The sequence below is a fragment of the Streptomyces sp. NPDC006197 genome, assembly GCF_040613865.1.
In the GTDB taxonomy this organism is placed as follows: Bacteria; Actinomycetota; Actinomycetes; order Streptomycetales; family Streptomycetaceae; genus Streptomyces.
This window is the reverse complement of the sequence record NZ_JBEXSZ010000025.1, coordinates 22,057-46,205: the sequence shown is the minus strand read 5'-3', so window position 1 is coordinate 46,205 and position 24,149 is coordinate 22,057. Positions and strand designations below refer to the sequence as shown.

The 24,149-nt window shown below is 72.6% G+C and carries 24 protein-coding genes; 12 read left to right on the top strand and 12 right to left on the bottom strand.

What is annotated here, in order from left to right:
* Window positions 1–91: 91 nt before the first annotated feature.
* Together ABZ318_RS11030 and tyrS are read left to right on the top strand one after the other, a co-directional pair.
* Window positions 92–1,483: a metallopeptidase TldD-related protein gene (locus ABZ318_RS11030; RefSeq protein ID WP_356902177.1), complete on the top strand. Its 1,392-nt coding sequence runs from the start codon at window positions 92–94 to the stop codon at window positions 1,481–1,483.
* 55 nt (window positions 1,484–1,538) lie between these two features.
* Window positions 1,539–2,804 carry a tyrosine--tRNA ligase gene (gene tyrS, locus ABZ318_RS11025; protein ID WP_356902176.1) on the top strand — a complete coding sequence of 422 codons (1,266 nt, stop codon included), beginning with the start codon at window positions 1,539–1,541 and terminating at the stop codon, window positions 2,802–2,804.
* Between the two features lie 59 nt (window positions 2,805–2,863).
* Here the strand turns inward: tyrS and ABZ318_RS11020 are convergent, their stop codons facing one another.
* Window positions 2,864–3,142, bottom strand: a complete 279-nt coding sequence (locus ABZ318_RS11020) for a GlsB/YeaQ/YmgE family stress response membrane protein (protein ID WP_356902200.1) — start codon at window positions 3,140–3,142, stop codon at window positions 2,864–2,866.
* 169 nt (window positions 3,143–3,311) lie between these two features.
* Here ABZ318_RS11020 and ABZ318_RS11015 point away from each other — a divergent pair, with 169 nt between their 5' ends.
* The gene (locus ABZ318_RS11015; RefSeq protein WP_356902175.1) at window positions 3,312–3,638 is read left to right on the top strand and encodes a DUF3099 domain-containing protein; all 327 of its coding nucleotides are present in this window, start codon (window positions 3,312–3,314) and stop codon (window positions 3,636–3,638) included.
* 134 nt (window positions 3,639–3,772) lie between these two features.
* A complete protein-coding gene (locus tag ABZ318_RS11010; protein WP_356902174.1) occupies window positions 3,773–4,009 on the top strand; it encodes a hypothetical protein in 237 nt (78 codons plus the stop codon).
* A gap of 28 nt (window positions 4,010–4,037) precedes the next feature.
* Here ABZ318_RS11010 and moaA read toward each other — a convergent pair whose 3' ends face one another.
* The 3 genes from moaA to ABZ318_RS10995 all read right to left on the bottom strand — a co-directional run bounded on the left by moaA (window position 4,038) and on the right by ABZ318_RS10995 (window position 7,186).
* Window positions 4,038–5,027, bottom strand: coding sequence for a GTP 3',8-cyclase MoaA (gene moaA / locus ABZ318_RS11005; protein ID WP_356902173.1), 990 nt, complete (start codon window positions 5,025–5,027; stop codon window positions 4,038–4,040).
* Between the two features lie 165 nt (window positions 5,028–5,192).
* On the bottom strand, window positions 5,193–6,818 hold the full coding sequence (locus ABZ318_RS11000; RefSeq protein ID WP_356902172.1) for a cation acetate symporter: 1,626 nt from the start codon (window positions 6,816–6,818) through the stop codon (window positions 5,193–5,195).
* Complete coding sequence (locus tag ABZ318_RS10995) at window positions 6,815–7,186, bottom strand: DUF485 domain-containing protein (RefSeq protein WP_356902171.1); 372 nt, start codon at window positions 7,184–7,186, stop codon at window positions 6,815–6,817. The genes ABZ318_RS11000 and ABZ318_RS10995 overlap by 4 nt, the downstream gene beginning before the upstream one ends.
* Window positions 7,187–7,459: 273 nt before the next feature.
* Between ABZ318_RS10995 and ABZ318_RS10990 the strand changes: the two genes are divergently transcribed.
* Both ABZ318_RS10990 and ABZ318_RS10985 read left to right on the top strand, forming a co-directional pair.
* A complete protein-coding gene (locus ABZ318_RS10990; protein ID WP_356902170.1) occupies window positions 7,460–8,992 on the top strand; it encodes a S8 family serine peptidase in 1,533 nt (510 codons plus the stop codon).
* A gap of 90 nt (window positions 8,993–9,082) precedes the next feature.
* Entirely contained in the window at window positions 9,083–10,420 is a 1,338-nt protein-coding gene (locus ABZ318_RS10985; protein ID WP_356902169.1) for a CoA transferase, read from the top strand.
* 308 nt (window positions 10,421–10,728) lie between these two features.
* Here the strand turns inward: ABZ318_RS10985 and ABZ318_RS10980 are convergent, their stop codons facing one another.
* The 8 genes from ABZ318_RS10980 to ABZ318_RS10945 form a co-directional block, all read right to left on the bottom strand.
* Window positions 10,729–11,772 carry a zinc-dependent alcohol dehydrogenase family protein gene (locus tag ABZ318_RS10980; RefSeq protein WP_356902168.1) on the bottom strand — a complete coding sequence of 348 codons (1,044 nt, stop codon included), beginning with the start codon at window positions 11,770–11,772 and terminating at the stop codon, window positions 10,729–10,731.
* A gap of 18 nt (window positions 11,773–11,790) precedes the next feature.
* Window positions 11,791–12,453 (bottom strand): lysoplasmalogenase, encoded by a 663-nt coding sequence (locus tag ABZ318_RS10975; protein ID WP_356902167.1) that lies wholly within the window; start codon window positions 12,451–12,453, stop codon window positions 11,791–11,793.
* Window positions 12,450–13,367, bottom strand: a complete 918-nt coding sequence (locus ABZ318_RS10970; protein ID WP_356902166.1) for a sterol desaturase family protein — start codon at window positions 13,365–13,367, stop codon at window positions 12,450–12,452. The genes ABZ318_RS10975 and ABZ318_RS10970 overlap by 4 nt, the downstream gene beginning before the upstream one ends.
* Window positions 13,368–13,511: 144 nt before the next feature.
* The gene (locus ABZ318_RS10965) at window positions 13,512–14,225 is read right to left on the bottom strand and encodes a VIT family protein (protein ID WP_356902165.1); all 714 of its coding nucleotides are present in this window, start codon (window positions 14,223–14,225) and stop codon (window positions 13,512–13,514) included.
* A gap of 24 nt (window positions 14,226–14,249) precedes the next feature.
* Window positions 14,250–15,494: an amidohydrolase family protein gene (locus tag ABZ318_RS10960; RefSeq protein ID WP_356902164.1), complete on the bottom strand. Its 1,245-nt coding sequence runs from the start codon at window positions 15,492–15,494 to the stop codon at window positions 14,250–14,252.
* Window positions 15,491–16,783, bottom strand: a complete 1,293-nt coding sequence (locus ABZ318_RS10955; protein WP_356902163.1) for an amidohydrolase family protein — start codon at window positions 16,781–16,783, stop codon at window positions 15,491–15,493. The genes ABZ318_RS10960 and ABZ318_RS10955 overlap by 4 nt, the downstream gene beginning before the upstream one ends.
* Before the next feature lie 20 nt (window positions 16,784–16,803).
* Window positions 16,804–17,688 (bottom strand): SDR family NAD(P)-dependent oxidoreductase, encoded by an 885-nt coding sequence (locus ABZ318_RS10950; protein ID WP_356902162.1) that lies wholly within the window; start codon window positions 17,686–17,688, stop codon window positions 16,804–16,806.
* On the bottom strand, window positions 17,688–18,485 hold the full coding sequence (locus ABZ318_RS10945) for an acetoacetate decarboxylase family protein (protein ID WP_093876759.1): 798 nt from the start codon (window positions 18,483–18,485) through the stop codon (window positions 17,688–17,690). The genes ABZ318_RS10950 and ABZ318_RS10945 overlap by 1 nt, the downstream gene beginning before the upstream one ends.
* A 98-nt stretch (window positions 18,486–18,583) precedes the next feature.
* On the opposite strand from ABZ318_RS10945, the gene ABZ318_RS10940 reads away from it, so the two are divergent.
* The 6 genes from ABZ318_RS10940 (at window position 18,584) to ABZ318_RS10915 (ending at window position 24,137) form a co-directional block, all read left to right on the top strand.
* The gene (locus tag ABZ318_RS10940) at window positions 18,584–19,207 is read left to right on the top strand and encodes a TetR family transcriptional regulator (protein ID WP_356902161.1); all 624 of its coding nucleotides are present in this window, start codon (window positions 18,584–18,586) and stop codon (window positions 19,205–19,207) included.
* A gap of 181 nt (window positions 19,208–19,388) precedes the next feature.
* On the top strand, window positions 19,389–20,363 hold the full coding sequence (locus tag ABZ318_RS10935) for a DEDDh family exonuclease (RefSeq protein ID WP_356902199.1): 975 nt from the start codon (window positions 19,389–19,391) through the stop codon (window positions 20,361–20,363).
* A gap of 63 nt (window positions 20,364–20,426) precedes the next feature.
* A complete protein-coding gene (locus ABZ318_RS10930; protein ID WP_030691654.1) occupies window positions 20,427–20,660 on the top strand; it encodes a hypothetical protein in 234 nt (77 codons plus the stop codon).
* Window positions 20,661–20,741: 81 nt separating this feature from the next.
* Window positions 20,742–21,539 (top strand): SURF1 family protein, encoded by a 798-nt coding sequence (locus tag ABZ318_RS10925; protein ID WP_356902160.1) that lies wholly within the window; start codon window positions 20,742–20,744, stop codon window positions 21,537–21,539.
* Window positions 21,540–21,592: 53 nt separating this feature from the next.
* Complete coding sequence (locus tag ABZ318_RS10920) at window positions 21,593–23,377, top strand: glycoside hydrolase family 15 protein (RefSeq protein ID WP_356902159.1); 1,785 nt, start codon at window positions 21,593–21,595, stop codon at window positions 23,375–23,377.
* Between the two features lie 4 nt (window positions 23,378–23,381).
* Window positions 23,382–24,137, top strand: coding sequence for an SDR family oxidoreductase (locus ABZ318_RS10915; RefSeq protein ID WP_356902158.1), 756 nt, complete (start codon window positions 23,382–23,384; stop codon window positions 24,135–24,137).
* Window positions 24,138–24,149: the final 12 nt, after the last annotated feature.

Below are 24,149 nucleotides of genomic sequence, written 5' to 3'. Positions count from 1 at the left end.
TTTGCTGGGGGTCCGGCCCGCGGCGGAGCCGCAATCGGATGCAGTGTCCCCCGGGCAAGCACAGTCTCAATACGACGCAGGAGGCCGGTCGATGAGCCGCGTCAGCAAGCCGTACGAGATCGTCGAGCGGGCCCTGGAGCTGTCCCGCGCGGACGGGTGTGTCGTCATCGCCGACGAGGAGTCCTCGGCCAACCTGCGCTGGGCCGGGAACGCGCTCACCACGAACGGGGTGACCCGGGGCCGGACGCTCACCGTGATCGCGACCGTCGACGGCGCCCAGGGCACCGCCTCCGGTGTCGTCTCGCGGTCCGCCGTGACCGTCGACGACCTGGAGCCCCTGGTCCGGGCCGCCGAGGCCGCCGCGCGCGCCGCCGGGCCCGCCGAGGACGCCCAGCCGCTGGTGGAGGGCGTGCCCGCCTCCCCCGACTTCACGGACGCCCCGGCGGAGACCTCCTCCGCCGTCTTCACCGACTTCGCCCCGGCGCTCGGCGAGGCCTTCGCACGCGCGCGTGCCGGCGGACGCGAGCTCTACGGCTTCGCCAACCACGAGCTGACCTCCACCTACCTGGGCACGTCCACGGGGCTGCGACTGCGCCACGACCAGCCCAACGGGACCCTGGAGCTCAACGCCAAGTCCCCCGACCGCTCGCGCTCCGCCTGGGCCGGGCGCTCGACCCGGGACTTCAAGGACGTCGACCCGGCCGCGCTCGACGCCGAGCTGGCGACCCGGCTCGGCTGGGCGGAGCGGCGGATCGAGCTGCCCGCCGGGCGGTACGAGACGCTGCTGCCGCCGACCGCGGTGGCCGACCTGATGATCTACCAGCTGTGGTCCTCGGCGGCCCGGGACGCGGTGGAGGGCCGTACGGTCTTCTCCAAGCCCGGCGGCGGCACCCGGCTCGGCGAGACGCTCTCCCCGCTGCCGCTGACGCTGCGCAGCGACCCGAACGAGCCGGGTCTGGAGTCCTCGCCGTTCGTGATCGCGCACTCCTCCGGCGACGACTCCTCCGTCTTCGACAACGGTCTGCCGGTCGGGCCGGTGGACTGGGTGAAGGCCGGCGCCCTGGCGCACCTGATCACCACCCGGCACACGGCGGGACTTACTCGCTTGCCCGTGGCGCCGGGAGCGGGGAACCTGATCCTGGACGGCGGCGGCGAGCGCTCCCTGGAGGAGATGGTGGCCTCCACCGAGCGGGGACTGCTGCTGACCTGCCTCTGGTACATCCGCGAGGTCGACCCGGCGACGCTGCTGCTGACCGGGCTGACCCGGGACGGCGTCTACCTCGTCGAGAACGGCGAGGTGGTCGGCGAGGTGAACAACTTCCGGTTCAACGAGTCGCCGGTGGACCTGCTGTCGCGGGCCACGGAGGCGGGCCGTACGGAGAAGACGCTGCCGCGCGAGTGGAGCGACTGGTTCACCCGGGCCGCGATGCCCGCCCTGCGGGTTCCGGACTTCAACATGAGCTCGGTCAGCAAGGGGGTCTGACCCGCCTAGACTGGGCCGACGTAGCACTGACGACTTTCTGAGGAGACGGACGATCGTGACGGACATCGTCGACGAGCTGAAGTGGCGCGGGCTGTTCGCCCAGTCCACCGATGAGGACGCACTGCGCAAGGCTCTCGCGGACGGTCCCGTCACGTTCTATTGCGGTTTCGACCCGACCGCGGCCAGCCTCCACGTCGGCCACCTGGTCCAGGTCCTCACCGTCCGCCGGCTCCAGCAGGCCGGGCACCGGCCGCTGGCGCTGGTCGGCGGGGCCACCGGGCAGATCGGTGACCCGCGTCCGACGGCCGAGCGCACCCTGAACGATCCGGAGACGGTCGCGAACTGGGTGAACCGGCTGCGCTCGCAGATCGAGCCCTTCCTCTCCTTCGAGGGGGAGAACGCGGCGGTCATGGTGAACAATCTGGACTGGACCGCCGGGATGTCGGCGATCGAGTTCCTGCGGGACATCGGCAAGCACTTCCGGGTCAACAAGATGCTGACCAAGGACTCCGTCGCCCGGCGCCTGGAGTCCGAGCAGGGCATCAGCTACACCGAGTTCAGCTACCAGCTGCTCCAGGGCATGGACTTCCTGGAGCTGTACCGCCGCTACGGCTGCACGCTCCAGCAGGGCGGCTCGGACCAGTGGGGCAACCTGGTGGCCGGCCTCGACCTGATCCACCGCCTGGAGCCGGGCGCCGAGGTGCACGCCCTCGCGACCCCGCTGATGGTGAAGGCGGACGGCACCAAGTTCGGCAAGACCGAGAGCGGGGCCGTCTGGCTGGACCCGGAGATGACGACGCCGTACGCGTTCTACCAGTTCTGGCTGAACGTGGACGACCGGGACGTCTCGACGTACATGCGGATCCTGTCCTTCAAGTCCCGTGAGGAGCTGGAGGAGCTGGAGGCGCAGACGGCCGAGCGGCCGCAGGCGCGTGCCGCCCAGCGGGCGCTCGCCGAGGAGCTCACCACCCTGGTGCACGGCGCCGAGCAGTGCGCGGCCGTCATCAACGCCTCCAAGGCGCTGTTCGGGCAGGGCGACCTGGCCGAGCTGGACGAGCCGACGCTCGCCGCCGCGCTGTCCGAGCTGCCGCACGCGCGCGTGACCGGGCTCGGCCAGGTCGTGGACCTGTTCGCCGAGGTCGGTCTCGTGGCGAGCAAGTCGGCGGCGCGGCGCACGGTGAAGGAGGGCGGGGCCTACGTGAACAACGTGAAGGTGACCGCCGAGGACGCCGAGGTGTCGGCGGAGGAGCTGCTGCACGGCCGGTGGCTGGTGCTGCGGCGCGGCAAGAAGAACCTGGCGGCGATCGAGTTCGCCGGCTAGCGGGGTCGTGGAAGGGGCCCGGTACGCGCGCGGTGCGCCGTACCGGGCCCCTTTCCGTCTCAGGCGCGCTGTCGTCTGTTGCCCCTGATCGAGGCCCACAGCATGTCGCCCACGCCGACGACGGCGACGGCGCCGATCAGCTGGAGCAGGTGCCGGGTCCAGTCGATGCCCTTGGTGTCATTGACTCCGATCCAGGTCGCGACCGCGTTTCCGAGCACGCTGCCGAGAATGCCGAACACGGTCGTCAGCCACAGCGGGATCTGCTGCTTCCCCGGCAGGATCGCCTTCGCGATCAGACCGAGGACCAGTCCCACGATGATCGCCCACAACCAACTCATCATCGCCTCCTAGTGCGCACGTGGTCCCACTCTCGGCCCGTCCGCCATACAGCGCATGTCGGACGGCGCCATACGTGCCCCGGCCTCGTCGGCCGCGGAGGGCGGGCGTACCGTGGAATCAGGTCCGGACCGGGGAGGGTCCGGCACGACCTGTGGGCGGTGAACGGCGATGCTGAAGCATGGCGGGACCGAGGTCTTCCGGATCACGGGAGCCCGACAGGGGCTCGCCGACGACGTGCGGGGGCGACAGCGGCGCTATGTCATCTCGATGACGGTGCGGACGCTCTCCGTGATCGCCGCGACGGTGCTGTGGAACGTCGAGCGGCATGTGGCTTTCGTGGCGCTGGCCCTGGGCCTCCTGCTCCCCTACATCGCCGTGGTGATCGCCAACGCGGGACGCGAGAGGGCGCCGTCCCTTCCCTCCACCTTCGTCCCCCCTCCGGTGCGCCCCGCGCTCGACGCCCCGAACCTCAAGAAAACCTCAGATCAATCATGACGATCCGGTGCACCGCACCCCAGGTGCCGTGACATACTGCCTACGCGCTCCGCATCCCCCGTCGGAGCGACGGACCGATGCCGGGCAGCTCCCCCCGTGGCTGCCCGGCATCGCTGTTGCTGGACAATGATCGGGTGATCAATGGTCCAGTGAACGAAGAGAAGCCGATCTGTTCCGCCAAGGGGTGCCGCGCCGACGCCGTCTGGGTCCTCGCGTGGAACAACCCCAAGCTGCACACGCCCGAGCGCCGCAAGACCTGGCTCGCGTGCGAGGAGCACCGCGAGCACCTCTCCCAGTTCCTGGGGGTACGGGGGTTCCTGAAGGACGTCGTGCCGCTGGGCGAGTGGGAGTCCGACTCTCCGGAGTCCTAGGACCTGTCCGGCGGACGGGCCCGGGGCGTCAGCCGCCGATCGCCGACATCGGGCGCTCGGGCTGGAGGAAGCTCGGGTCGTCGAGGCCCGAGCCCGCCTTCTTGCCCCACATGGCCTTCTTCCAGATCTCCGCGACCGTCTCGTCCGGGGCGTCCGAGCGGAGCGCGGCCCTCAGGTCCGTCTCCTCGGTGGCGAAGAGGCAGGTGCGCACCTGGCCGTCGGCGGTGAGGCGGGTGCGGTCGCAGGCCCGGCAGAACGGGCGGGTGACGGAGGCGATGACGCCGACCGTGTGCGGTCCGCCGTCGACCACCCAGCGCTCGGCGGGGGCCGAGCCGCGCTCCTCGGAGCCCTCGGGCGTGAGGGTGAAGCGGGTGCGCAGCGACTCCAGGATGTCCCCGGCGGTGATCATGCCGTCGCGCTTCCAGCCGTGCTGGGCGTCCAGGGGCATCTGCTCGATGAAGCGGAGCTCGTACCCCTCCTGGATGGCCCAGGCCAGCAGGTCGGGGGCCTCGTCGGCGTTGAGCCCGGGCATCAGGACGGCGTTGACCTTGACCGGGGTGAGGCCGGCCTCGCGGGCGGCGGCCATGCCGTCGAGGACGTCCCGGTGGCGGTCGCGCCGGGTGAGGGTCTTGAAGACCTCGGGGCGCAGGGTGTCGAGGGAGACGTTGACCCGGTCGAGGCCGGCCGCCTTGAGGGCGGCGGCGGTGCGCTTGAGTCCGATGCCGTTGGTGGTCAGGGACATCCGGGGGCGGGGCTCCAGGGCGGCGCAGCGCTCGACGATCCCGACGAGGCCGGGACGGAGCAGCGGCTCGCCGCCGGTGAAGCGGACCTCGGTGACGCCGAGGTCGGTGACCGCGATGCGGATCAGCCGGACGATCTCGTCGTCGGTGAGGAGGTCCGGCTTGGCGAGCCACTGGAGGCCCTCTTCCGGCATGCAGTACGTGCAACGCAGGTTGCACCGGTCCGTGAGCGAGACGCGCAGGTCAGTGGCCACACGGCCGTAGGTGTCGATGAGCACTGTGGGCCCCCTCCCCGTATTCCGGATGCGTGTTCTCCGAGCCTACGCGAGCGGACGGACAACGAGCAGGGCAGATTGTCACGAGGACCGGCGCGGCCGCGTCGTAGAACTCTACGACGCGGCCGTCCGGCGGTCGCGGAACGTATACGACCCACTGCGTTCCGGTCAGTGCGCTCCGATTCCGGTGAGGGACTTGACCTCCAGTTCCGCGTACTTGCCCTTGTCCGGCTCCTCCTTGGAGAGGATCGAGCCGAGCCAGCCGAGCAGGAAGCCGAGCGGGATGGAGACGAGGCCGGGGTTCTCCAGCGGGAACCAGTAGAAGTCCACCGTCTTGAACATCGACGTGGGCTTGCCGGAGACGACCGGCGAGAAGACCACGAGGACGACGGCGGAGACCAGGCCGCCGTAGATCGACCACAGGGCGCCCTGGGTGGTGAACCGCTTCCAGAAGAGCGAGTAGAGGATCGTCGGCAGGTTGGCCGAGGCGGCGACCGCGAAGGCGAGGGCGACCAGGCCGGCGACGTTGAGGTCGCGGGCGAGGGCGCCGAGCGCGATGGAGACGACGCCGATGAGGACGGTCGCCCAGCGGGCGGCCCGCACCTCCTCCTGCTCGGTGGCCTTCCCGCGCCGGATGACGTTGGCGTAGATGTCGTGCGCGAAGGACGAGGAGGAGGCCAGGGTCAGGCCGGCGACGACGGCGAGGATGGTCGCGAAGGCGACGGCGGAGATGACGGCGAGGAGGATCGCGCCGCCGGTGGAGCCGGCTCCGCCGCCGATCTCCAGGGCGGCGAGCGGGGCCGCCGTGTTGCCGGCCTTGTTGGAGGCGACGATGTCGCTGTTCTTGAGGAGGGCGGCGGCGCCGAAGCCGAGGACGATCGTCATCAGGTAGAAGGCGCCGATGATGCCGATGGCCCAGTTGACGGACTTACGGGCGGCCTTGGCGGTCGGCACCGTGTAGAAGCGGATCAGGATGTGGGGCAGGCCGGCCGTGCCGAGGACGAGCGCGATGCCGAGCGAGAGGAAGTCCAGCTTGGAGGTGGCGGTGGCGCCGTACTTGAGGCCGGGCTCCAGGAAGGCGTCGCCCTTGCCGCTGTTGGTGGCGGCCGCGCCGAGCAGCTCCGAGATGTTGAAGTGGAACTTGAGGAGGATGAGGAAGGTGATCAGCAGGGTGCCCGCGATGAGCAGGACCGCCTTGACCATCTGCACCCAGGTGGTGCCCTTCATGCCGCCGATCGTCACGTACACGATCATCAGGAGGCCGACCAGGGCGACGATCGCGATCTTGCCGCCGTCGCTGGTGATGCCGAGCAGGAGCGAGACGAGGACGCCCGCGCCCGCCATCTGGGCGAGCAGGTAGAAGATCGAGACGACGATGGTCGAAGTGCCGGCGGCGGTGCGGACGGGCCGCTGGCGCATCCGGTAGGCGAGGACGTCGCCCATGGTGAACCGGCCGGAGTTGCGCAGCGGTTCGGCGACCAGGAGCAGGGCGACGAGCCAGGCGACGAGGAAGCCGATCGAGTAGAGGAAGCCGTCGTAGCCGAAGAGGGCGATGGCTCCGGCGATGCCGAGGAAGGACGCGGCGGACATGTAGTCGCCGGAGATCGCGAGGCCGTTCTGGAAGCCGGTGAACTGGCGTCCGCCGGCGTAGAAGTCGGCGGCGCTGCGGGTCTGGCGGCCGGCCCAGACGGTGATGACGAGGGTGGCGACGACGAAGGCGCCGAACAGGGCGATGATCAGGGGCCGGTGCTCGGTGGTGGCGTTGCCCGCCGCGAGCAGGACGGGGGTGCTCATGCGTCGGCCTCCATACGGTGCTTGATGGCCTCGGCCTTGGGGTCGAGGCGGTTCGCCGCGTGCCGGGAGTAGAGCCAGGCGATGAGGAACGTGGTGGCGAACTGGCCGAGGCCGAGGACGAGCGCCACGTTGACGTTGCCGAACAGCTTGGTCCCCATGAAGTCGCCCGCGTAGTTGGAGAGCAGCACGTACAGCAGGTACCAGGCGATGAAGGCCAGGGTGAGGGGGAAGGCGAAGGAGCGGTACGTCCGGCGCAGTTCGCCGAACTCCGCGCCTTCCTGCACCTCGACGAACTGCTCCGTCGTGGGCGACGCGGGAACGTGGTCGGTCTCCGTGTCGTTTCTGGGCGGCGGTGCTTCGGTAGCCACGGAATCTCCTCGTGACGCGGGGGCGGGCGGCGTGGTCATGGGGGCCTCACCGGGGGTGCGGAAAGCGGGGCTCCGAGCGGAGCCCCTCCCCTGACCAACGGCACGGAGCCGGAAGCGAAGCGGTTCACCCGCGGGATTTCCTTGAACAGATCTTCATGAAGTCTTCTCAACTCATTGAAGCTTCGGGAAGATCAGCGATAGCTTCACTCGTCATGCACCTGTCCACGCGCAAACCCGCGCGTGGGCAGTACATACGGATGATGTGGAGAACCCATGGCTCATCTGGGATCGAGGCGCGGCCGAGCTCTCGCTCTGCCGGTTGGTCTCGCGCTCACTGCCTCGCTCGGCTTCCTCGCCCCCGGCGCCGCCTCCGCCGCGGAACTGAGCGACGCTCCGGCCACCGTGGCCGTGAACGGCCCGAAGCTCTCGTACGTCGTCAACATCGCGGGCGGTCGCTGGACCGGCGCCTCGGTGAAGAAGGCGATCGCCGCCGCGGGCGGCGAGGTGGTCGTCTCGTACGACCAGATAGGCGTCATCGTCGTCCACTCGCAGAACCCCGAGTTCGCGAAGACGATCCGTCAGGCGCCCGGCGTGGTGTCGGCCGGCGCGACCCGGACCGCCCCGCTCTCCGTCCAGTCCGACGACTCCGTCGACGAGGGCGCGCAGGCGCTGACCCCGGCCGAGGCCAAGGCCGCCGCGGCCGCCGCCACGGACGGCCAGGACCCGATGGAGCCCCTGCAGTGGGACCTCCCGGCGATCAAGGCCGACAAGGCCCACAAGAAGACGCTCGGCAGCAGCAGGGTCACCGTCGGCATCATCGACACGGGCGTCGACGACACCCACCCGGACCTGGCGCCGAACTTCGACGCCGCCGCGTCCGCCAACTGCGTGTCCGGCAAGCCGGACACCACGGCCGGCTCGTGGCGTCCGATGAAGGGCGAGAGCGACCACGGCACGCACGTCGCCGGCACCATCGGCGCCGCCAAGAACGGCATCGGCATCACCGGTGTCGCGCCGGGCGTCAAGCTCGCCGGCATCAAGGTGTCCACCCCGGACGGCTTCTTCTACACCGAGGCCGTGGTCTGCGGCTTCGTGTGGGCGGCCGAGCACGGCGTCGACGTCACGAACAACAGCTACTACACCGACCCGTGGATGTTCGCCTGCAAGAACGACGAGGACCAGAAGGCCCTCATCGAGGCGGTCACCCGCGCCACCCGCTACGCGGAGAAGAAGGGCACGGTCAACGTCGCCGCGGCCGGCAACTCCAAGTTCGACCTGGCGGCCGACAAGATCACCGACACGAGCAGCCCGAACGACACCACGGCGGTCACCCGGGACATCGACCCGAAGGAGTGCTTCGACTACCCGGCCATGCTGCCGGGCGTCGTGACGGTCTCCGCGACCGGCGCCAAGGACCTCAAGGCCTCCTACTCCAACTACGGTCTCGGCGTGATCGACGTCGCCGCCCCCGGCGGTGACCGCACCGAGTACCAGACGCCGGACGCCCCGGCGGTCAACGGCCGCATCCTGTCGACCACGGTCGACGGCGGATACAACTACAAGGCCGGCACGTCGATGGCCTCGCCGCACGCGGCGGGCGTCCTGGCGCTCCTCAAGTCGACGCACCCCCACGCGAGCCCGGCGGCGCTGAAGGCGCTGCTGTACGCGCAGGCCGACGACCGCGCCTGCACCAACCCGTACGACATCGAGGGCGACGGCAAGATCGACGCCGTCTGCGAGGGCGGCGTGAACAAGAACGGCTTCTACGGAGCCGGTCTGATCGACGCGCTGGACGCCGTGAAGTAAGCGGTACCCGTGTACGAGGGCCCTGGTGTGGTGCGCCACACCGGGGCCCTCTCCGCGTCCGCGGGTGGCACTGAGTGCCACACTGCGGTCATGGACAACACAGTGCGTACGGGTACGGAGTTGCTGTGGTCGGCCCTGGGCGGCGATCCCGCCCTCGTCGACCGCGTGGAGTACGGCGGGGTCTCCGGGCTGCTGCCCGCGCGGCTGCCCGTGATGGACCTGGCGCGCGCGGCGGTCGCGGCCTGCTCGCTCGCCGCGGTGGAGCACGCCGGACTCCCGGGGCCGGTACGGGTCGACGACGGGGCCGTCGCCACCGCCTTCGTGAGCGAGCGTCACCTGCGGGTCGACGGACGGGCGCCGGTGAACTTCGCGCCGCTGTCACGGTTCTGGCGGGCGGCCGACGGCTGGGTCCGCACGCACGCCAACTACCCGCACCACAAGGCGGCCCTGCTGGCGGCCCTGGGGGTGCCGGACTCCGGCTCCGACTCCGGCTCCGACTCCGGCTCCGACTCCGTGGAGGCCGTCGCGGCGGCGATCGGCGAGCGGAAGGCCGTCGAGGTCGAGACGGCGGTGTACGCGGCCGGGGGCCTGGCCGTCGCCCTGCGCACGCCCGAGGAGTGGGCCGCGAGCGAGCAGGGCCGGGAGGTGGCGGCGCGGCCGCTGCTGACCCGGGAACGGCTCGACGAGGCCGCGCCCCGGGCCGGGAGCGGGCGCCCGCTGCGGGTCCTCGACCTCACCCGGGTGATCGCCGGGCCCGTCGCGACCCGGACGCTCGCGCTGCTCGGCGCGGACGTGCTGCGGATCGACCCGCCGGGCAACCCCGAACTGCCGGACCAGCACGCGGACACGGGCGTCGGCAAGCGGACGGCCGCGCTCGACCTGGACCGGCCGTCGGACCGGCGCACGTTCGACGAACTCCTCGACTCCGCCGATGTGCTGGTCACCGGTTACCGACCCGGCGCGCTCGACCGGTTCAACTTGGAGCGGCCGGGCCTGGTGACCGCCCGCCTCTCCGCCTGGGGCGACTACGGGCCGTGGGGCGGGCGGCGCGGCTTCGACTCCCTGGTGCAGGTGGCGACGGGGATCGCCGCCGTGGAGGGGTCGGCGGAGGAGCCGGGCGCGCTGCCGGCGCAGGCGCTGGACCACGGCACGGGGTATCTGCTCGCGGCGGCGGTGCTGCGGTCGCTGACCGAGCAGCGGGCGGAGGGCGGCAGCCGCCTCGTCCGCCTGGCCCTCGCGCAGACGGGGCACTGGCTGACGGGATCGCTGCCGCGGTACTCGCCGGAGCGGTATCTCGCGGAGTCGGAGGGGCCGCTCGGGCGGTTGCGGTACGCGGTGTCGCCGGTGACGTACGAGGGCGGGCCGGCGGGGTGGACCCGGGCGCCGGGGATCGCGGGGGCGGATGCGGCGGAGTGGGGCGGGGGGTGAGGGGCGGGGCCCTGGCGGTGCGGCTCTGAGTACGGTGCGGCTCCGCGCCGCGGGCCGGTTCCGCCTGCGGGCCCCGGCCCGCGCCGTCGGCCTCGCGGGCCGGGGCCCTGGCGGGGCACCGGCGCGGGGCCGTACGGGGCGAGGTGGGCCGGGACGGGTACCCGGCAACGGGGGTGTGCCCACCCGTTCCGCCCTGCGGAACGATTGCCCACACAGTCGACGGCGGGCCGGAGCGCCCGCGCAGGTGGCCGCGGGAGGGCCTCCCGTGCCCACGGGCGGGCGGCACGGGAGACGGCAGCCCTGCCGTCCTACGGCTTGACCAGGACCTTCAGGGCCGTGCGCTCGTCCATCGCCTTGTAGCCGGCCGGGACGCCGTCCAGGCCGACCGTCAGGTCGAAGACCGGGGACGGGTCGATGGTGCCGGCCAGGACGTCCGGGAGGAGCTCCGGGATGTACGCGCGGACCGGGGCGACGCCGCCGCGCAGCGCGATGTTGCGGTCGAACATGACGGAGAGGTCGAGGCCGGTGCCGCTGCCGTGCGGGACGCCGACGTAGCCGATGGAGCCGCCGTCGCGGGCGATCGCGACGGCCGTGCGCATGGACTGCTCGGTGCCCACGGCCTCGATGACGCCGTGGGCGCCCTGGCCGCCGGTGAGTTCGCGGACGGCGGCCTCGGCGGCCTCGCCGCGCTCGGCGACGACGTCGGTGGCGCCGAAGGCGCGGGCGATGTCGGTGCGGGCGGTGTGCCGGCCGAGCGCGATGATCCGCTCGGCGCCGAGCCGCTTGGCGGCGAGGACGCCGCAGAGGCCGACGGCCCCGTCGCCGACGACGGCGACCGTGGAGCCCTTCGTGACCCCCGCGCCGAGGGCGGCGTGGTGGCCGGTGCCCAGGACGTCGGAGAGGGCGAGCAGCGCGGTCAGGAGCCGGTCGTCGGAGGCGGCTTCGGCGGGGAGCTTGACGAGGGTGCCGTCGGCGAAGGGGACGCGGACGGCCTCGCCCTGGCCGCCGTCGGAGCCGACCGAGCCCCAGAATCCGCCGCGCGGGCAGGAGGTCTGGAGGCCCTCGGCGCAGTACTCGCAGGTGCCGTCGGACCAGACGAAGGGGGCGACGACGAGGTCGCCGACGGCGAAGCCGGTGACGTCGGAGCCGGCCGCCTCGACGATGCCGAGGAACTCGTGGCCGATGCGCTGGCCGGGCTGCCGGGCGGCCTCGCCGCGGTAGGCCCACAGGTCGCTGCCGCAGATGCAGGCGCGCAGGACCCGCAGGACGACGTCCGTGGGCTCCTGGACCACCGGGTCGGGCACGTCCTCCACGCGCATGTCGAAGGGGGCGTGGATGGTGGTGGCGCGCATGGGGGGTGGTCCTTGCTGTCAGACGGTTGTACGACGTTCACCGTACATCGCGCGGAGCGTTCCCGCTGTCAGCAGGTACTGCGCCGCGATGTAGGTCAGCATGACCCAGAAGTCGGGCGCCGGCAGCTGGGGCCAGTCGGCGACGCCGGTGGCGATGAGGGTGTCGGACAGCAGGAACAGGGCGCCGCCGAGGCCGGCGAGCCCGAGGGCGCTGGAGCGGTAGGCCATGGCGGTGAGCAGCAGCGAGTAGCCGGCGACGGGGATCCTCAGCTCGGCGGGGAGGTCGGGCCAGAGGAGCACGACGGTGCCGACGAGCGCGGCCGCGTACAGGGCGCCGAGCGCCGGGGACGTACGCCTCCGTCCGAAGAGGACCAGGTAGCAGACGTGTCCGGCGGCGAAGGAGCCCATGCCGACGAGGAAGGCCCGGTCGGCGTCGGAGAGCAGGAGGACGTCGCCGCCCCAGCCGAGGAGGAGCGCGGCGGTGAGCGGCTTCGGGGCGCCGAGGGTGACGGCGTACGCGGCGAGCAGGGGCATCAGGAGCGGTTTGGCGATCTGGTGGCCGAGGTCGGCGCCGGCGAGCAGGGAGGCCAGGTCGACGGCGGCCGCGAGCCCGAAGGCGGCGAGGAGCGCGCGGGAGGCGGTGGTCGGGACGGCGCGGGCGGCCGCGGGTGCGGTGCTCACGCGGCGGCCCGGGGCGCGGCGCCGGCCTGCGGGGCGGGCGCGGCGTCCGGTGCGGGGCCCGTCGCGGCGGGGCTCGTCCCGGCCGGGGCCGGCTGCCAGCCCGGGCCGCGGAAGACCCTTCCGGCGCGCTCGCGCCAGTCGTGCGCGGCGCGCAGGTCGCGGGCGATGGCGGCGTACTCGTGGGTGGCGACGCGCAGGGGGTTGTAGGTCTCGATGTTCTTGGTGAGGCCGTAGACGGGCCGCTCGGTCTCGCCGGCCCAGGAGCCGAACACCCGGTCCCAGACGATGAGGATGCCGCCGAAGTTCCGGTCCAGGTAGCCGCCCTGGGAGGCGTGGTGGACGCGGTGGTGCGAGGGGGTGTTGAGGACGTACTCGAAGGGGCGGGGCAGCTTGTCGATGCGCTCGGTGTGGATCCAGAACTGGTAGACGAGGTTGACCGAGTAGCAGAAGGCGACGGCCGCCGGGTGGACGCCGAGGGCGATCACCGGCAGGTAGAACGGCCAGCCCGTCACGCTGGTCCAGGGCTGGCGCAGGGCGGTGGTGAGGTTGAACTTCCGGCTGCTGTGGTGGACGACGTGGCAGGCCCAGAGGATGCGGATGACGTGGTGTCCGCGGTGCTGCCAGTAGTAGGAGAAGTCCTGCGCGAGCAGCATGAGCGGGATCGTCCACCAGAGGACGGGGACGCGGAGCGGGGTCAGTTCGTAGACGGCGGTGTAGATCGCGACCACGGGGATCTTCCACAGCGCGTCGAAGGCGAGGCTCCCCAGGCCCATGCCGATGCTGGTGGCGGCGTCCTTCGTCTCGTACCCGGCGGCGTCCTCGTCGGGGTGGATCCGGTGGCCGACCATCTCCAGGACGGTGAGCAGGACGAACGCCGGTATGGACCAGAGCACGACGTCGGGCAGGTTCGGCATGGCGTCGACGGTAGAGGCGGGTGGCGGGGACGGCTAGACGTTGTTACCAACAAGTATGCGAGACGGATTGTCAGCAAGCTTTGGCGCCTTCCGACAAGCGCCCTCCGACAAGTGCCTTCCGACAAGCGCCCTCCGGCAAGCGGCTCAGACCCCAGCCGCTCCCAGCAGGGACCCGGCCCCGTAGGTGACCGCCATCGCGAGGGCACCGCCCGCCGCGTTGCGCAGGATCGCGGGGCCCGTGGGGGCGTCGCCGAGACGGGCGCTCCACCAGCCGGTGAGGACGAGGGCGGCGAGGACGGAGAGGACCGTGATCCAGAGGCGGGCGGAGGCCGGCGGGAGGACGATCGCGAGGAGCGGGAGCAGGGCGCCGACGGTGAAGGCGAGGAAGCTGGCGCCGGCCGCGTGCCAGGGGTTGGTGAGGTCGTCGGGGTCGATGCCGAGCTCCACGCGCGCGTGGGCGCGCAGGGGGTCGCGGGCGGTGAGCTGTTCGGCGGCCTCGCGGGCCACCTCCGGGGAGAGCCCCCGGGCGGCGAGCAGGTCGGTCAGTTCGGCGAGTTCGGCCTCCGGCTGTTCGCGCAGTTCGCGCTTCTCCTGGGCGAGCGCGGCCCGCTCGGAGTCGCGCTGGCTGGAGACCGAGACGTACTCACCCGCCGCCATCGACATGGAACCGGCGAGCAGCCCCGAGAGGCCGGCCGTGAGCAGGGCGGCCCGGGACTCGGTGGCGCCTGCGACGCCGACGACGAGACCCGCGGTGGAGACGACGCCGTCGTTGGCTCCGAGCACGGCCGCCCGGAGCCAGTTGAGACGGGAGCCGAGGCCGCCGCCGTGGGTCTCGTCGTGCGCGGGAGGTTCGGTCACGTCAGGAGGGTCGCACCCGGCGGCTCACCAGACGCGGACCGACCCGCCCGGGGCGAAGGCCGGGCTGGTGGCGCCCGCGGGGACCTCCTCCAGGGGCCGGGCGATCTCCTCGACGGTCGGTCCGTGGACGGCGGCGAGGCGGTCGAGGAGGGCGAGGTCGAAGCCGTAGACGCGGGCCGCGTTCCCGCCGACCATGGCGGCGACCTCCTCCCGGGGCAGTCCCGCGTAGGCGATGCGGAGACCTTCGCGGGAGTACGGGGTGGTGCCCTCGTCGTGCGGGTAGTCGCTGCCCCACATGATCTTGTCGAGGCCGATCCGGTCGCGCAGCGGCACCTCGTGGGGGCGCATGAAGCTCGCGCCGACGAAGCAGTTGTCCCGCCAGACCTCGCCGGGGCCCTTGCCCATGGACTCCGCGAGGCCGGCGCCGAACTTGGACTCGGCGGTGGCGGCCCTCGTCGCGGCCGACACCAGGCGCCGGTGGTAGTAGTCCAGCATGTCGAGCACGCCCGGGATCCAGCCCGAGCCCTGCTCGGTCAGGACCAGCTTGAGCCCCGGATGGCGCCGGAACGCGCCGCCGAAGATCAGGTGCCACAGGGCCCGGTGGGAGAACCAGGTGGTCTCCACCATGAACACCGCGCGGGCGGCCGGTTCGTCGCCCAGTGGTGGCGAGGCGGAGCCGCCGTGGTGGTTGACCGGGACGTCGAGCTCGGCGCAGACCGCCCAGATCGGGTCGTACGCCGCCGAGTACAGCTCCGGGACGGGCGAGCCCGGCGGGACCCCCGGCAGCAGGATGCCGCCGGTCAGCCCGGCCTCGCGGGCGCGGCGGATCTCCGCGACCGCCGCGTCCACGTCGTTGAGGAGGATCTGCGCCACGCCCGCCCTGCGCCCCGGGGCGTCCGCGCAGAAGTCGGCCAGCCAGCGGTTGTGCGCCTGGAGGCCGGCCCAGCGCTGCTCGTACTCGGCTCGGGTGGGCGGCTGGGCCATCAGGGAGGCCTTGGGGAAGAACGGCGGGATGGTGTTCGGGAAGACGACCTCGGCGACGATGCCGTCCGCCTCCAGTTCGCGCAGCCTGCGCCGCGAGTTCCAGTTGCGGTCGGCGGTGTCGGCGAGGAGGTCCTCGTACGGGTTGACGTAGGTCGCCGCCCAGGCGTCGAAGTCGTCGTGGTGCTTCTTCTCCAGGTACGGCTTGTAGTCGAGGAGGTCGGCGCCGGCGTGGCAGTCGGCGGAGACGACGGTGTAGCGGTCGGTCACGGCGTAGGGGTCGGTCACGGCGTCACCCCCAGGACCGGGAACTCGTGGTCGGTGAGCCAGTGGCGGCCGACCTCGCGCGAGCGGGCCCAGGAGGCTTCGACGGCGGCCTGGTCGGCGGGCTGGCCGAGGTCGGCGGGGGTGGGGCCGATCCGACGGGCTATCGGATCCAGTATGTGGATATCGAATCCGAAAACCTCCGCGGCGGCGAGCCCCAGCATCCGCCGCGTCTCCTCGACCGGGATGTCGTGGAACGTCTTCCGCAGCCACGCGCGCGTGTCCGGCCACGTGCCCTCCGGGTGGGGGAAGTCCGAGCCCCACAGGATGTTGTCGACGCCGATCTCGTACCGCTGCGCGAGCTCGCGCCGCTTGGTGTTGGTGGCGCAGACGAAGACCTGCCGGTCCAGGTACTCGCTCGGCGGCCGCTTCAGCTCCGCAAACGGGGACAGCTTCTTGCCGCCGTGCGCGCCCAGGTAGAGCCGGTCCATGAACCAGAGCAGGTTCGGCAGCCACCAGCAGCCGGACTCGGCGACGCCGAACCGCAGGCCGGGGTGGCGCTCGAAGGCGCCCGACCAGAGCAGGAACCACAGCGGCCTGGCGGGCCACCAGGTGACCTCGGAGACGTAGATCCCGAGGTGGTCCCCGTACTCCTCGCGCGGCGCCGCCCCGGAGTGGGTGACGACCGGCATGCCGGTCTCGGCGGCCGCCGCCCACACCGGGTCGTAACACCGGTCGTGGTACGGGGCCTTGTCCACCCACATGGAGGGGATCATGAGCGCGCCGAGCCCGGACTCCTTGGCGCGGTGGATCTCGGCGACGACCTCGCGGACGTCGGCGGTGACGGGGAGGAGGGCGACCCCGCAGTGCCGGGCCGGGTTCGCGGAGACGAACTCGGCGAGCCAGCGGTTGTGCGCCCGCGCACCCGCCATGCCGAGCTCCGGGTCCTGGTCGCCGGAGAGCCCGAGGCCGACGCCGAAGGGCGCGGCGGTCCGGCTGTCGACGGCGTCCGCGTCGGGGAAGACGACCTCGGCGGCCACCCCGTCGCCGTCGAGCTCCTTGATGCGCCGGGCGGGGTCCCAGCCGCCGCGCAGGCCTTCCTCGTTGTCGCTGAACCACTTGTTCGCGAAGGCCTCGTTGCGCACCCCGAGCCGGGTCATGGCCTCGCGGCGGGCCTCGCGCCCCGCCAGGAAGTCGTCGAAGTCCCGGTGGAAGCGGGGGTCGAGATAGGGCCGGTACTCCTCGGTGGGCAGCCCGGCGTGACAGTCGGAGGAGATGATCAGATACGGGTCCTCATGGCGCTCGTTGCTCATGGCGAAGCCCCTCGGTCGAGTCAGTCGAGGATGAAACTCTCCAGGTACGACGGGTTGGCGCGGTCGAGCATGGACTGCGAGCGCGCCTTGATCTGGCGGTCGCTGTGCTCGCTGTCCGGCAGCATCCAGAAGCGGTCGGCGCGGATGCCGTCGACGACGTGCTCGGCGACCTCCTCCACCGGCGTGAAGGCCACCTCGTGCCCGGCCTCCTTCATCGCCGCCTCCCACTGGTCGAGGCTGCGGTACGGGGTCCGGCGCGGCCGCTGCTTGGCATACCGCTCGGGCCGGTTGCGGTGCGACTCCCACAGCCCGGTGCGGAGCATGTGCGGGCCCGGGAAGAGCACGGAGGCGCCCACGCGCGCGTGCTCGGCCCTGAGGTGGGCGTAGAGCGACTCGGTCATGGTGACGACGGCCGCCTTGGTGACCGCGTACACGGAGGCGGTGGGCAGCGGGGCGATGCCGCCGTCGCCCGAGGAGGTGTTCACCACGTGGCCGGGTTCGCCGCCCGCGAGCATGCGCGGGACGAAGGCCTGGATGCCGTGGAAGACGCCCCAGACGTTGACGGAGAAGGCCCACTTCCAGTCGTTCGGCTCGTGCTCCCACATGCGGCCCTCGGCGCCGGAGCCGACGCCCGCGTTGTTGCACAGGACGTGGACCGCGCCGAAGGTGTCGTACGCGGCGTCGGCGAACGCCCGCACCTCGTCGGGGTCCGAGACGTCGACCGTCCGGGCGAGGACCTGCGCCCCGCTCCCCATCAGTTCGTCGGCGGCCTCCGCGAGCGCGCCCCGCTCGACGTCCCCGAGGACGACGGCGAGGCCCTCGGCGGCGAAGCGGCGGGCCATCGCGAGCCCGATGCCGCTCGCCGCGCCCGTGACGACGGCGACCTGCCCCTCGCGCAGCTCCATCAGGCGCTTCCTTCCGGGGGTCCGTCGAGGATCTGGAGCGGGTCGTCGTACCGCTGGTGGACGAAGGGCAGCAGGTCCCGGGCGGAGACGCGCTCGGCGACCGTGCCCTTCTGGTCGGTGGTCTTCTCGCCGATCGTGATCTCGACGAGCCGGCGCACGGGGAGGTCGGCGACCGGGTCGTACATGGACTCGCGCAGGACCACGTCACCCGTGATCCGCTCCAGCTTCCGCACCTTCTCGTTGCGGACGCAGTGGACGAGGACGGGGTCGGCGTCGAAGCCGGTCCCCTCCACGCCCGGCAGGAACTTGAAGTAGAAGTCGGTCTTCTCGACGGGCTCCGGCAGGGGCAGCGGTCCGGAGACCGCGCCGCGCACCTCCACGAAGGCGATGCCGTGCCGGGCGAGGGCGGCGCGCACGACGAGCCCGTCGCGCTCGACGGTCACCTCACCCAGCTTCTTCGGCTCGCCGAAGACCTCGCGCCCGCCGATCAGGGCCCGTTCGTGGGTCATCGGCATGACCAGCGGGTACCAGCCCTCCCGGTCGCCGTGGGCGGCGGCGACGGCCACCGAGCCGGCGCCGAGAGGGTAGCCGGGCAGGTCGACCTTGCTGATGTTGACGCGTACGAGGGGGCGCGCGGTGGGTTTCAGCGGGGGCGGCAGGACCGCCGCCACGACGTCCGGGTCGGTCTCCCAGACGGCGACCACGCCGGTGGACCAGATGTCGGGGAGCCTGGCGGACCGCTCGCGGGCCGCCGCCGCCTCCGCGTCGCCGCGAGCCCCGTACCGTACTCGTGCCATGACGTACCGCCCTTCGGGAACGTATCGGCCTGTAACACAGTTACACCGACCACCCCGCAGGGTAAAGAGGGCCGCACGCAGAGGAGTTGGGGGAACCGATGGCACGCTCCGCGCTGACCCGCGACGAGGTCCTGGACACGGCGGCCGCCCTGGTGAGGGAGCACGGCCCGGACGCGCTGACGATGCGTCGGCTCGCCGCCGAGCTCGGCACCGCGGTCACCTCGATCTACTGGCACGTCGGCAACCGCGAGTCGCTCCTCGACGCCCTCGTCGCCCGCACCGTCGCCGACCTCGGCACGATCCGCCCCCGGGGCGCGACCCCGGCCGAGCGGATCGTCTCGGTCGCCCGCGCGCTGCGCCGCGCCCTGCGCGAGCGCCCGCACCTGGTGGCGATGGTCCACGAACGCGGCCTGACGGAACGCATGTTCCTGCCGGCCCAGCGCGCCCTGGTCCACGAGGCCCACGCGGCGGGGCTGCGCGGCTCCCGCGCGGCCGCCCTGGTCCACGCGGTCCAGTTCCAGGTCGTCGGTCACGTCCTCGTCGAGCGCAACCGCGAACGCGCCCCCGCCCAGCCGCCGGCCGAGACGGACCTCTGGGCCACGGAGCCGACCGGCCTCACCACCCCCGACCCGGAACTCGCCCGCGCCCTCGCCGCCCCGATCGACACGGAGGCCGTGTTCCTGGTGGCGGTGCGCGCGCTGGTGGCGGGGTTGCTGCGCTGAGGAGACCCGGCTTCCGCGCCCCCGGCCGGCGGCCCGGTCGCCGCGCGCACCGCCTCGCACACGGCCCCGCACGCCGTCCGCTCCCCGTCGGCGACCCGGCGCCCGAGGGCCCCGGTGCCGGATCCCGGCCCCGGAATCCGGAACCGGGGGGCCCGGGTGTCCGTGGAGGCCCGTATTCTCAATAACCGTGCTTGACGACCGTACGACAGCAGCGACGTGGCCGACCGCCTACCCGCAGGGGTACGCGGTCGTCGACGTGGAGACCACCGGCCTCGCCCGCGACGACCGGATAGTGTCGGCTGCCGTCTACCGGCTGGACGCCCAGGGGAACGTCGAGGACCACTGGTACACCCTGGTCAACCCCGAGCGGGACCCCGGCCCCGTCTGGATCCACGGCCTGACCAGCGACGTCCTGGAGGGCGCGCCGCTCTTCCCGGAGATCGCGGCGGAGTTCGCCGCGCGGCTCGACGGGCGGGTGCTCGTCGCGCACAACGCGATGTTCGACTGGCAGATGATCGCCCGGGAGTACGCGCGCGCGGAGTCCGCCGCGCCGGTGCGCCAGCGGCTGTGCACGATCGCGCTCGCCAAGGAGCTGTCGCTGCCGCTGCCCAACCACAAGCTGGAGTCGCTCGCGGCGCACTTCGGTGTCGTGCAGCAGCGCGCGCACAACGCGCTCGACGACGCGCGGGTGCTCGCCGAGGCGTTCCGGCCGAGCCTGCACGCGGCGGCCGAGCGGAACGTACGGCTGCCGCTGCTGGAGTGCCGGCCGCTCACCGAGTGGGCCTCGACGCCGACGCAGCCCCGGACGGGCCACCAGTCCTCCTACCGGGCGGGCAGCTGGCGGCCCTCGCGGAAGCGCCCGTCGTGCCCGTACCCCAACCCCGGACGTTACGAGTCGGACAAACCACTCAAGCAGGGCATGCGGGTGGCGTTCTCCGGCGACACCTCCGTCGACCGCGAGCTCCTGGAGGACCGCACCGTCGAGGCCGGCCTCCACGTCGCCACCAGCGTCTCCCGGCTGACCAGCCTCCTGGTCACCAACGACCCGGACTCCGCCACCTCCAAGACCCTCAAGGCCCGGTCGTTCGGCACCCCGGTCGTCGACGAGGCCGCCTACACCCAGCTGCTGCGGGACGTGACCCCGGCAGACGGGTGACACCCCCGGTCCTGCGGGCGCGCCGCGCTGCGCGCGCCCGCCGGGCGCTCCACCCTGTGGCGCATGGCACGTTGTGAGGTCTGCGGAAACGATTACGGCATGTCCTTCGAAGTGCACGCGCAGGGCGCGGTGCACGTCTTCGACTGCTTCGCCTGCGCCATCCACCGCATGGCGCCCATCTGCGAGCACTGCCGGGTCCAGATCATCGGACAGGGCGTCGAGGTCGAGGGCAGCTGGTACTGCGGCGGCCACTGCGCCCGCGCGGAGGGAAAGGTGGGCATCGTCGACAGGGTGTGAGGAAACGATCCCGGGCGGTCGGGCGACCCGACCCGAACCCCCCGTGCGTGCACCCCTCGGCCCCCGCTGTACGGTCGTGGGGTGTACCGCTTCCTGTTGTCCCGGCAGTGGGTGATCCTCACCCTCGGCGCCCTCGCCCTCATCCCCACGATGATCCAGCTGGGATTCTGGCAGTTCCACCGGCATGAGCACCGGGTCGCCCAGAACGCCCTGATCGCGGACAACCTCAAGGCGAAGCCGCTCCCGGTCGAGGAGCTCACCTCCCCCGGCCACACCGTCCCGCGCGCCGACTACTGGCGGCGGGTCACCGCCACCGGCACCTTCGACACCGCCCACGAGGTGGTCGTCCGCCGCCGCACCTCCTCCGACGACCAGGTGGGCGTGCACGTCCTGACCCCGCTGGTCCTCCGCGACGGCCGGGTCGTCCTGGTCAACCGCGGCTGGGTCCCGGCCGCCGCCGACCAGCACTCCTACCCGCCGGTGCCGCCCGCCCCCAGGGGCGAGGTCACCGTCACGGGCCGGCTCAAGGCGGACGAGACGACGGGCGCCAGCGGCATCAAGGACCTGAAGGGCCTGCCGGACCGCCAGGTCATGCTCATCAGCAGCCGGCAGCAGGCCGAGCTCATGGGCCGCGAGGTGCTCGGCGGCTACGTGGAGCTGACCGCGCCCGAGCCGGCCGGAGACACCCCCGAGACGATCGCCGAGCCGGACCACGAGTCGATCGGCCCCCACATGGCGTACGCCGTGCAGTGGTGGCTCTTCGCCGCCGGGGTGCCCGTCGGCTGGGTGATCCTGGTGCGCCGGGAGAAGCGCGACCGGGAGGCCGGGGACGCCGCCGACGTCCCCGGATCCCCGGAGCGGGAGACGGTGGAGGCGTAGGGCCCGTCCGTCCCGCTGATTGACCGTCGCCGCTTCCGGGAACAGGCCGAAGCGTGACGCAACGTATCGACGACTACGCCCTCATCGGGGATCTCCAGACCGCCGCGCTCGTCGGCCGCGACGGGTCGGTCGACTGGCTGTGTCTGCCCCGCTTCGACTCCGCCGCCTGCTTCGCCGCCCTCCTCGGCGACGAGAACAACGGCCACTGGACCGTCGCGCCCAAGGGCGCCACGAGCTGCACCACCCGCCGCTACGCCGAGGACACCCTCGTCCTGGAGACCTACTGGGAGACCCGTACGGGCACCGTCAAGGTCGTCGACTTCATGCCGCAGCGGGACGCGTCCCCCGACCTGATGCGGATCGTGGAGGGCGTCAGCGGCAGCGTGGAGATGGCCTCCGTGCTGCGGCTCCGCTTCGACTACGGCTCGATCGTGCCCTGGGTGCGCAGGGCCGACGGCCACCGGGTCGCGATCGCCGGGCCGGACTCGGTCTGGCTGCGCAGCGAGCCGCACGTGAAGACCTGGGGGCAGCAGTTCTCCACCCAGTCCTCCTTCACCGTCGCCGCCGGCGAGAAGGTGGCCTTCGTCCTGACCTGGCACCCCTCGCACGAGCCGCGCCCGGCCCTCGTCGACCCCTTCGAGGCCTTGGAGCAGTGCCTGGAGGACTGGCGGAAGTGGACGGCCCGCTGCACCTACGAGGGCCCGTACCGGCCGTCGGTGCTGCGGTCCCTGATCACCCTCAAGGCGCTCACGTACGCCCCCACCGGCGGGATCATGGCCGCCCCCACCACCTCCCTGCCGGAGGAGCTCGGCGGCGTGCGGAACTGGGACTACCGCGCCTGCTGGCTGCGCGACTCCTCCCTCACCCTCGGCGCGCTGCTCGCCGCCGGGTACGAGGAGGAGGCGGCCGCCTGGCGGGACTGGCTGCTCCGCTCGGTCGCGGGCGACCCCGCCGACCTGCAGATCATGTACGGGCCGGCCGGGGAGCGCCGGCTGCCGGAGACCAGCCTGCCGTGGCTGCGCGGCTACGCCGACTCGGCGCCGGTCCGGACCGGGAACGCGGCGGTGGACCAGTTCCAGCTGGACGTGTACGGCGAGGTCATGGACTCCCTCCACCGCGCGCGTGAGGCCGGGATCCCGGCGGAGCGGCACGCCTGGAACCTCCAGCTGAGCCTGCTCGGCTTCCTGGAGTCCACCTGGCGGGAGCCCGACGAGGGCCTGTGGGAGGTCCGCGGGCCGCGCCGCCACTTCACCCACTCGAAGGTGATGGCCTGGGTCGCCGCCGACCGGGCGGTCCGCACCCTGGAGGCCGACCCCACGCTGCCGGGGGACGCGGGACGGTGGCGGGCGATGCGGGACGAGATCCACGCCCAGGTATGCGCGCGGGCGTACGACCCCGTGCGGAACACCTTCACCCAGGCGTACGGCTCGTCCGAGCTGGACGCCGCCACCCTCCTCATCCCCCAGGTCGGTTTCCTGCCGCCGGACGACCCCCGGGTGGTGGGGACGGTGGACGCGGTACGGGACGAGCTCATGCACGGCGGCTTCCTGCGCCGGTACAGCCCCGACTCGACGGCCCTGGACGGGCTCCCGGGGCAGGAGGGGACCTTCCTCGTCTGCTCGTTCTGGCTGGCGGACGCGCTGCGGCTGACCGGGCGCACCGAGGAGGCCCGCGAGCTCTTCGAGCGGCTCCTCACGCTCACCAACGACGTGGGGCTCCTCGCGGAGGAGTACGACCCGGTGGCGGGACGGCAGCTGGGGAACTTCCCGCAGGCCTTCAGCCACATCGGCCTGGTGGGGACGGCTCTCGCCCTGGCCGCCGAGGACGCGGCAGGATAGGGGCATGGATCTTGGACTGAAGGACCGTGTGTACGTGGTGACCGGTGCGACGCGGGGGCTCGGCCGGGCCTCGGCCGAGGCGCTGCTCGCCGAGGGCGCGAAGGTGCTGGTCACCGGGCGCGAGGAGAAGACGGTCGCCGACGCGGTGGCCGAGCTGGGCGAGGGGGCGGCCGGGATCGCCGCCGACAACGCCGACCCGGGGACCCCGGCCCGGCTGATCGCCGAGGCGCGGGCCCGCTTCGGCGGCTTCGACGGCATCCTGATCAGCGTCGGCGGCCCGGCGCCCGGCTTCGCGGCGGACAACACCGACGAGGAGTGGGCGGCCGCCTTCGACGCGGTCTTCCTGGGGGCGGTGCGGCTGGCCCGCGCGGCCGCCGAGACGCTCTCCGAGGGCGGGGTCATCGGCTTCGTCCTGTCCGGCTCCGTCCACGAGCCGATCCCCGGCCTCACCATCTCCAACGGGCTGCGCCCGGGGCTGGCCGGCTTCGCCAAGTCCCTCGCCAATGACCTGGGCCCGCGCGGGATCCGGGTCGTCGGTCTGCTGCCGAGCCGCATCGACACGGACCGGGTCCGTTCCCTCGACGCGCTCTCCGGCGACGCGGACGCGGCCCGCGCGGCGAACGAGCTCACGATCCCGCTGCGGCGCTACGGCACCCCGGAGGAGTTCGGGCGCACTGCGGCCTTCCTGCTCTCGCCGGCCGCCTCGTACCTGACGGGGCTGATGCTGCCGGTGGACGGCGGGGCGCGCGCCGGATTCTGACCTTCAGGCGTC